Raw genomic sequence first — 8,061 nt, forward strand, 5'->3', positions numbered from 1 at the left:
CTTTAGGGACTGTGTTCCTTGCCCCGCTTACGTTTCAGGCATTTACCCTCCACTTTTGCGGGAACGAATCGCACCTCTACCTCACCAATATGAAAACCGCTATATATTGGGTCAAAAAATAAATAATGCCGATCGAAAGTAGGGAAATGACAATCCCATGTTTTGACCCTCGGTGCACAGCGCGATCGCGATTGTGGCAATCCGATCGCGCATAGAGTTGGTGGATGACGGCTTGCATGCGATCGAGTAATTCTCCCATAAATTGGGCAGGTCACGCACCCGAGGATTTTCTAGCATAAAAAAAGCCCGCTGATGCGGGCAAAAACTGGTGTTGGGGCAGGGTAAAACCTGCCACAAAAGTCAACCTAAAACAGTGCGTTCAATAATTACGATCGCCGATAGGGCACCACATTCTCGCCGAAATAACGAGTGTATTCAGCACCATCGAGCAAGGTAGAAACAGTAGATTCCAACCCTTCCTCGCCGAGCAATTGCTCGTAATCAGACAGTTCTGGGGTAGCGGGAGTGCGACCCAACAAATGACGGAACAGCAACTCAACCGCCTTCGGCGTCGGATAGGGGGTGACAAAGCGATCGCGATAGGCATCGGAGTTCGCCAATCCTCGGACGAAATCGCGTACCGAGATTTCGCGGCGAATCAGACCTGCCTCCAGGTCATCGATGCGGAATGCCTCGGGAATCTCCTCGCTGTAGATATCCATCACCTGACGATAGAGAGCAGCGATCGCCTCTTCCATTTGCGGCGCGCTCATGGTAGCACTCACCCGATAAATCCGCGACACCTGATTGGCGCTAGGGCGTTGCAGGGGGGAACCACTCACCGATCGCCCCACAGCGATCGCATCGAGTTTCCCAGACTCAGACGCCATTGCACTAGCCATCAGCGGTCCTTTTGCCGGATCCATGCCGCCATCCACCGGTTCGAAGCTCGGTACCACCAACTCCTTATTTTGCTTCGTGAGGCGGTTATACAGCTTCTCGGTATTCGGGAAATTGGCAGCCGGCAGAGTCGGGAAGCGACGATAGGGCACCGTATCCTCATTAAACACCTGCAGATACTCCATACTATTGAGCATCGCGGTAATAAACCCTCGGATACCTTGGGTCGCGAGAATCTGGTTGTACTTGCGAATTTCCTGCTGATTGAGCGGCGCGCGGCCCAGGAAATGCTTCGTCCCCAGTTCGATCACCTTCGTATTCGGATAGGGGGTGTAGAACTCCTTGATGTACAGATTCGAGCAACCCAACCCTTCGATAAATTCCTTCACCGTGATTTCGCCATTTCGCAGCTTGCTTTCCAAGCCGGTGAACTCGTTTTTCACGATATAGGGGTCGAGATCGCGCTCGAAGACTTGGCGATAAGCCGCCTGAATAACCATCTGCACTTCGGTGGGCTTGCGGTTGGTGAGCTTGAACACCTTGCTTTGTTCGCGGCGTTTGCCCACCCCTTGGGTGACGCGCATTGCGATCGAGGGAAGACCTTGTTCCTTCACCGCACCGAGTTCGATAAAGCGAGGCGTTTCTTCCTTCTCCACCTTAGCCGCCTTATCGCCAATGCTACCCACACGCAGCGATCGCAAAGCTTGACCCTGCGGCGTCAGATAGCGCTCGTAAGGAATCGTATCTTCGCCGAATGCCTCCTCATATTCCTTGCTATCGATAATCGCATCAACGAGGGCATAAAAACCCTTCTTAGAACACAAATCGAAATAGGCATTCATTTCCTGACGCCCATAGGTCGGACGACCCAACAAGCGACGGTGAATGTACTCGATCGCCTTACACACATAAAGCGAACTCCAGTACAACTTCCGGAACACATCCGACTTCGCCAACGCCCGCACGAACTCGCGCAGAGTAATCTCGCCGTTTTCCAGCTTGATTTCCGCCACCTTGAGGCGCTGATTTTCGTACACCGGACGACCGAACACCTGCCGATAGGCAACATCGATCGCCTTTTGGGTAGAACTCTCGGAGTATTTAACGCTAACTCCCTGCACCGGACGCACGCCACCGCGCATCCCGTACTGCATCTGACCGCTGGGAACTTGATCCAGCTTGATCGGCTTCGGTCCGAGGGAACCGGGTGCCTTACCCCGTGCCTTTGGATTGCTCAGTTGGTTGTCAATTCCCGGTCCGCGATGGATTAAAATCCGGCGCGCATCTTTGCCAAACGGGGCCGGACGATTTTTCGGATTGCGAGTTTCTTTCGGGAAAATCGCCCCAAACTGAATTTCCAGGGGATCGTTCCCCACCCCATAGGGGTGCTGGTCGGGCAGAGGACGGATGTAATCCCCAAACAAGGTGATAAATTGCGGCACCTTGCGGAAGGGGGCGCTGTAGTTAAACAGGTCGATTTGCGGTCCCCAGTTGCGGCATTCTTGGGCTTCTTGACCCAGACCCCGCAGGTAGGGCACGGTTTCTTCGCCGAAGTAGTCAGAATATTCCTGGGAATCGACCAGGGCATTGACTAAGGCTGGCAAACCGCCGTTAGAAACGATCGCGAAATACTTGTTAAACTCCTCGCGCGAACTAATCCCGCGTCCCAGGAAGTGACGCAAGGCCAGTTCTACCACCCGGCTGTTAACGAATTTCTCGTAGAACTGCTGGCGGTAAAGCGGGGATTTGCCTAAGCGGCGGATAAACTCTTTCATCGAGATATCGCCGTTTTTCACCTGGGATTCCAGGTAGGAGAGGCTCAAGCTATACGCCCGGGTAATATCGCGCTCGAAGACTTGCCGATAGGCGGCTTTGATGACCGATTGCTTCTCAGAAGCAGACAGTCCGGGCTTCATCACGAATTTCTGACGCCGTTCGGCTGCATTGAAGTAAATTTGCGGCAGTTGCAGCCCTTGTTGGTCGCTACTGGGTCGCTGGCGCAGCTTTTCGGAGGGGGTCGGGGCTTTGAATTCGCTAATCAAGACGTCGAAATACTGCCCGACAATATTCTTGCCGGTTTCGTCTTGCTTGAAGTATCCCAACCCTGCGGCTTTCATTTCTTGCAGCGCCACGATGGTTGCGGCGGAGGAGCAGGCGTTTTCGATAATTTCGCGCAAGCCGCGCACGTTGACGGCGATGATGTTCGGATCCCCGGCGACGATCGCGTAGGTCAGATAGCGCAAAAACCAACTGAGGTCGCGCAGGGATTTGGTCATGTTAGACGGACCGTACCGGGCAATGTTAATCGGCTGGAACCCGGAAGGCGCAGGCCCGGAGGAGCTGAATATCCCCCGCAATCCTTCTAGGAATCCGCCTTTGCTTTCTACGTAGGTGACGGTTCCGAGTTTCATCCCTTCGGATACGTCTTGGGTGGAGGCCATTTTGGTCTGTTCCAAAATTGGCTCTTTGGGTTTTTCCAAGAAAGCCATCGGCGAACCGCCTGTGAAAATCCGGTTGGCGGCTCGGGATACGATGAGTTCGGAGTTTTTGGTGAGAATCTCCGCAATCTCTAGGCGTTTGCTGCCAGAGTTGAAGAAGGTTTGCAGCTCGGTTAGTTCGCTGTTCCCCAGGAAGCGGTCTTGTTGTTCTGCCTGGGAAATGGTTGCGACTGGTACGGTTTGATAGAGTTGCGGACGCGCAACTGAGCTTCCACCACTTGCTTTTACACTCATTGGATTTCAAAAGCTCCCGATAGAATTATCTGCTTTGGCATCGGTGGTCAGATGCCTTTTTACATTGAGGTTGGCTTTCGCGATCGCGCGATCGCGATTTCGAGCATGGGTATTTCTACCCGCCTCGCACCCGGTTGGGTCTTGCTTTACCCCCACTTGGGAGTGGTTTGATATAGTCTCTAGCTTAAAACGTTTCGGTATCACCCCCTCCAATTGTTAAAAATTATGTAGATTTTTGGTTGCTGGGTTTCCGTGTCATCATATTTTATTGCGGTACTCCACTGAGAAAAAATATAAGTTTTGTTACGTTTCTTTATGGTAAGTTGCAGATTGGCAAGTATTTTGGCCTCGCGGTAGGAGTCCCGGACTCGTTAACTCGGTTGACTCGTTCCCCCCCCGGGAGCAAGTCCTCCCCCGCTACCGCCTCCCCCCAGGGAGTAGGCAAATTAGGACTGACCCCCTTGGCGGCTAATTCCTTTACCTACTCGATGAGAATCCAATCCCTCGACTCTGATTGGCTCTAACCGTTGCTGACTCATCTCGAACCATTATGCAAAATTCTGACTCGATTTCTTCTGCCGTACAGCGCCTTTACGATACCTACCCCTTTCCCCCGGAAATCCTCTTGGACGAACCGCCTCCAGGTTACAATTGGCGCTGGTGTTGGCCGACGGCTTATGCGTTCTGCACTAATCGCAAACCGGAAACCCTGGGGGTTCGCATCCTCGATGCCGGTTGCGGTACCGGGGTCAGCACTGAATATCTGGCTCATCTCAATCCGGAAGCGGAAGTAACCGGGATCGATTTAAGTGCCGGGGCGCTTGAGGTGGCGCGGGAACGCTGTCGCCGATCTAAGGCATCCCGGGTACAGTTCCATCACCTGAGTCTTTACGATGTGGCTCAACTGGAGGAGGAGTTCGACCACATTAACTGTGTCGGGGTGTTGCATCATTTGCCGGATCCGATTCGCGGGATTCAAGCTTTGGCTAGTAAGTTGGCTGCCGGTGGGTTGCTGCATATTTTTGTCTATGCCCAGTTGGGTCGCTGGGAAATTCAGTTGATGCAGCAGGCGATCGCCCTGTTGCAAGGAGAAAAGCGCGGCGACTATCACGATGGGGTGGCGGTGGGTCGCCAAGTTTTCGCGTCTCTACCAGAAAACAATCGCCTGGTCAAGCGGGAAAAGGAACGCTGGTCGATGGAAAATCAGCGGGATGCCAATTTTGCGGATATGTACGTTCATCCGCAAGAAATCGATTACAATATCGAGACACTTTTTCAGCTTATCGATGCCTCGGAGTTGGAGTTTGTCGGGTTCTCGAATCCGGAGTATTGGAATTTGCAGCGGTTGTTGGGGGACTCGCCGGAGTTGATGGCGCGATCGCAGCAGTTGAGCGATCGGCAACGCTACCGCCTCATCGAACTCCTCGACCCGGAAATCACTCACTATGAATTTTTCCTCTCCCGTCCCCCCCTCGCCAAAATCCACTGGTCCGATGACGCTACCCTCCAATCCGCCATTCCCGAGGTGAGTCCCTGCTTGCAAGGTTGGCCCGCCGAGCATATCTTTGACTACAACTATCAACTCGTCAGCTTATCCCCCGCTGAATTTGAGTTTATGAAAGCTTGCGACACCGCAGACCCACCCCGCCAAACCGTCGGCGACATCCTCACCCAGGTCTCCCTCGACTTGGACGGCGTGCGAACTCTGCAACAGCGTCAGCTTATTCTGCTCACCCCAACCTCTCACCCCCAATCTGTCTCGAATTGAAAATTGAGAATGGGGAATGAAGAATTGAGAAATTTCTTCCTTCCCACTCTCTGCCTCCCTTGCCACAAACCGCCTATATTGTCAATCTTTTTTCTCACATATTGCAGATTGCCAATCAAATACTTCAAATAAACCAGCCATTCAGAAAAAGGTGGCGGGTGCGAAATCTGTAACAAGCAAGCCAAAGAAATCAAAGAAAGAGATTCCCCGCGACCTGAGAAGGAAGCTGGAGGAGTTGCGGATATTGACCGGGCACCAAGACGAGCGGGTGTTGAAGGCGATCGCCTGCGCCGGTGGCAGCGCTGGAACGAGAGACGGCCTACAGAAACCGATGCAGTGTTGGGGGGACAAGGTGCGAGGCCGCGTGAATGGGATGCGGTGCTGGGGGGTCGGGCTGGTAAATAAGTGCAAAGCATTGCAGGTTGGGGGATGCGATCGCGTTTTGGATCTGCTCCAGTTCACGATCGCTTGAAATGATGGCTTACGGAAAAAGCGCTATCGGATGCCGATCGCCTCACAAAGCGCGAATCCGAATTCGCGGCAAACTTTGCGCGATCGCGTTACCGCAAGTCCGAGCAAGTTGGATCCAGTTGAGATGCGGTTGGATTGGCGGCGACCAGAACGACTTGACCGCGATCGTTCAGTTGCCATTGGGTGGCCTCAACGTAAGGCACTGGTGTGCGAGAGGAGTCCGGAGGCGTGGGAGTGCGATCGCCATTCTCGGGGTTGCGCTGTCCCAGATCTACCCAAGAGCGAGTGAGGAACAGCGGGTCGGTGGGACTGGCTGGAATGCCGCCGCGACCCACCACCGTAAAGCTATTTTCTTCCGCTATTTCGCATCCAGAGACGATCTGCTGGGAGGGGTCGAGAAGGCTGGCATTCAGGGGCACCAGTGCGGCAGTCGGATCTAGGTCAGGAGCGTTCACCGTGACGATGCCGCTAAACTCTGCGCCGCGTTCGGAGGTGGCGGTAATGTCCGAGGTCAGATCCGAAGGGCGAGATCGATTTTGGGTGCCGAAAATGCCAGAGGTGTTGATGTTGACGCGACCCCCGCGAGAGTCTTGAGAATTGGCGCTGATGTCGCTATTTTCCAAGGCGACTAATACCTGCGCGTTAATGTTGATGTTGCCACCGATAACATTTTCGCCTCGGGCATTCGCAGTAATGTTGCTATTTTGCCGCAAGATTAAATTCTCCGAATTCAAAGTGATAGTTGCTTGCTGTTGAGTTAGATCTAAAGTGATGCTGGTAGTGTCGGCAGTCAGTTCTGCTTCATTGTTTAAAAAAATAGAACCTGCGTTGATATTAACATTGCCTGCATTTCCTTGACCTTGGCTTCTAACTCTTATTTGTCCTTCGTTCTGAACTTCTAAAATTGGGGTATGGATGGTTATAATTCCAGAACGCCCGCTTGATTCTTCTTCAGCAGAGCTATCTAAACCTGTAAAAAATTTTTCCTGGAGTTTACCATTAATTTGGATGGATTCTGAAATATTTAAACTGATACTACCTCCATCTCCAGATCCGAGTGTTCTAGAATTGATTTGACCTCCATTATTCAATTCAAGCTGGGAAGCCTTTATAAATATATTGCCTCCTCTAGCCGATCCAAAGGTATCAACACTTATTATTCCTTGTTCTATTCGCCAAGTTGAAGTATTAATAAGAATATTACCGCCAGAACCAAATTGAGGTAATTTTGTTGTTTCGATGAAATCGCCAGTTCCTGAAAATAAACGACTAAGCTCGCCAACTATTGTAACAGAATCACTGGCATTTATAGTAATAGCTCCTCCAGTACCCGTTCCCAAAGTGTTTGCCTCTATAAGTCCTCCATCCTCCAAAAGCAACCTAGATGTATTCACCGTCACATTTCCTGCATTGCCAGTAGAGCCTAAAACTGCCCGAGTTGATATCCCACTAGCAATTTCCTCTGTAAAAGTTCCAATAAATTCAACAGAATTAAAAGCGTTAATTGCATAAGCGTTGAACGCATTTTAATGGACTCTTAAAAATAGATACAATAATCCTGTCAAACCCCGATTTTAGCCATTAAAAACGAGCTTTTTAAACCAGTGGACGTAGCTGATATTTTCAGACATAAAAGCCTGTAAATACCTGAGTTTATCCAACGGTTTACTTCCAAATTTGGCCGGAATCTCCACTAACTGAAGAAGGAGATAACAAATGAGTGCGGCATAAATTTGGATCGAGATACCGTTGGTAATTTTTGTGATTAAACGAGACAACTTTAAATGCATTTTTAAAAATTTCCACAGCAATTCAATCTGCCATCGCCTTCGATATATTTCTCCTATTTCTTCATTGCTATATCCTAGATATCCTGATTCAGGTAGGTTGGTTACAAATCTAAATTATGTTCGAGTTTCTAAATCGCAAAAGCTAACAACTCTGACTTGAACCGTTCGTTTTCCGCTCCAGAATTCATAGGTTCCATCTTATTTTAAGTTAAGGGTAGAATTGTTTTTGATTATTAGTAAAAAATACTGATTTTCTTCTTTCAGTAATTTTTGAACGCCCTCGGAGTTTGAAAATCCTCTATCCATTACAGCAACTCCCTTCTGGGGCGTAGCTGCTATGGTTTCATCTCCATGTTCACTATCGTGACCTTGACCAAAATGAATGTGTACTCCGTCAATG

General features: G+C 50.6%; 5 protein-coding genes and 2 pseudogenes. 2 read left to right on the plus strand and 5 right to left on the minus strand.

Going from position 1 to position 8,061, the window contains the following annotated elements:
* Positions 1-76 precede the first annotated feature (76 nt).
* The 3 genes and pseudogenes from LKK83_RS00150 to LKK83_RS00155 all read right to left on the minus strand — a co-directional run.
* Positions 77-259 (minus strand): hypothetical protein, encoded by a 183-nt coding sequence (locus LKK83_RS00150; protein WP_324628723.1) that lies wholly within the window; start codon positions 257-259, stop codon positions 77-79.
* Positions 260-386: 127 nt separating this feature from the next.
* Positions 387-926, minus strand: a complete 540-nt coding sequence (locus LKK83_RS31700) for a phycobilisome rod-core linker polypeptide (RefSeq protein WP_442957255.1) — start codon at positions 924-926, stop codon at positions 387-389.
* Between the two features lie 9 nt (positions 927-935).
* Positions 936-3,632, minus strand: a pseudogene (locus tag LKK83_RS00155) (phycobilisome rod-core linker polypeptide); the annotation flags it as partial.
* 550 nt (positions 3,633-4,182) lie between these two features.
* Here LKK83_RS00155 and LKK83_RS00160 point away from each other — a divergent pair.
* The gene (locus LKK83_RS00160; protein ID WP_324628725.1) at positions 4,183-5,400 is read left to right on the plus strand and encodes a class I SAM-dependent methyltransferase; all 1,218 of its coding nucleotides are present in this window, start codon (positions 4,183-4,185) and stop codon (positions 5,398-5,400) included.
* Positions 5,401-5,644: 244 nt separating this feature from the next.
* Positions 5,645-5,872 carry a hypothetical protein gene (locus tag LKK83_RS00165; RefSeq protein ID WP_324628726.1) on the plus strand — a complete coding sequence of 76 codons (228 nt, stop codon included), beginning with the start codon at positions 5,645-5,647 and terminating at the stop codon, positions 5,870-5,872.
* 88 nt (positions 5,873-5,960) lie between these two features.
* Here the strand turns inward: LKK83_RS00165 and LKK83_RS00170 are convergent, their stop codons facing one another.
* The gene (locus LKK83_RS00170; RefSeq protein WP_324628728.1) at positions 5,961-6,605 is read right to left on the minus strand and encodes an S-layer family protein; all 645 of its coding nucleotides are present in this window, start codon (positions 6,603-6,605) and stop codon (positions 5,961-5,963) included.
* An 840-nt stretch (positions 6,606-7,445) separates the two neighbouring features.
* Positions 7,446-8,060, minus strand: a pseudogene (locus LKK83_RS00175) (transposase).
* Between the last annotated feature and the right edge of the window lies 1 nt (position 8,061).

Origin of the sequence: Phormidium sp. CCY1219, from assembly GCF_035615515.1 — a bacterium.
Taxonomy (GTDB): domain Bacteria; phylum Cyanobacteriota; class Cyanobacteriia; order Cyanobacteriales; family Laspinemataceae; genus CCY1219.

Excerpts from the sequence above, each read along its gene's own strand:
- LKK83_RS00160 (WP_324628725.1), top strand. The coding sequence starts at position 4,183 with ATGCAAAATTCTGACTCGATTTCTTCTGCCGTACAGCGCCTTTACGAT.
- LKK83_RS00150 (WP_324628723.1), bottom strand. The coding sequence starts at position 259 with ATGGGAGAATTACTCGATCGCATGCAAGCCGTCATCCACCAACTCTAT.
- LKK83_RS31700 (WP_442957255.1), bottom strand. The coding sequence starts at position 926 with ATGGATCCGGCAAAAGGACCGCTGATGGCTAGTGCAATGGCGTCTGAG.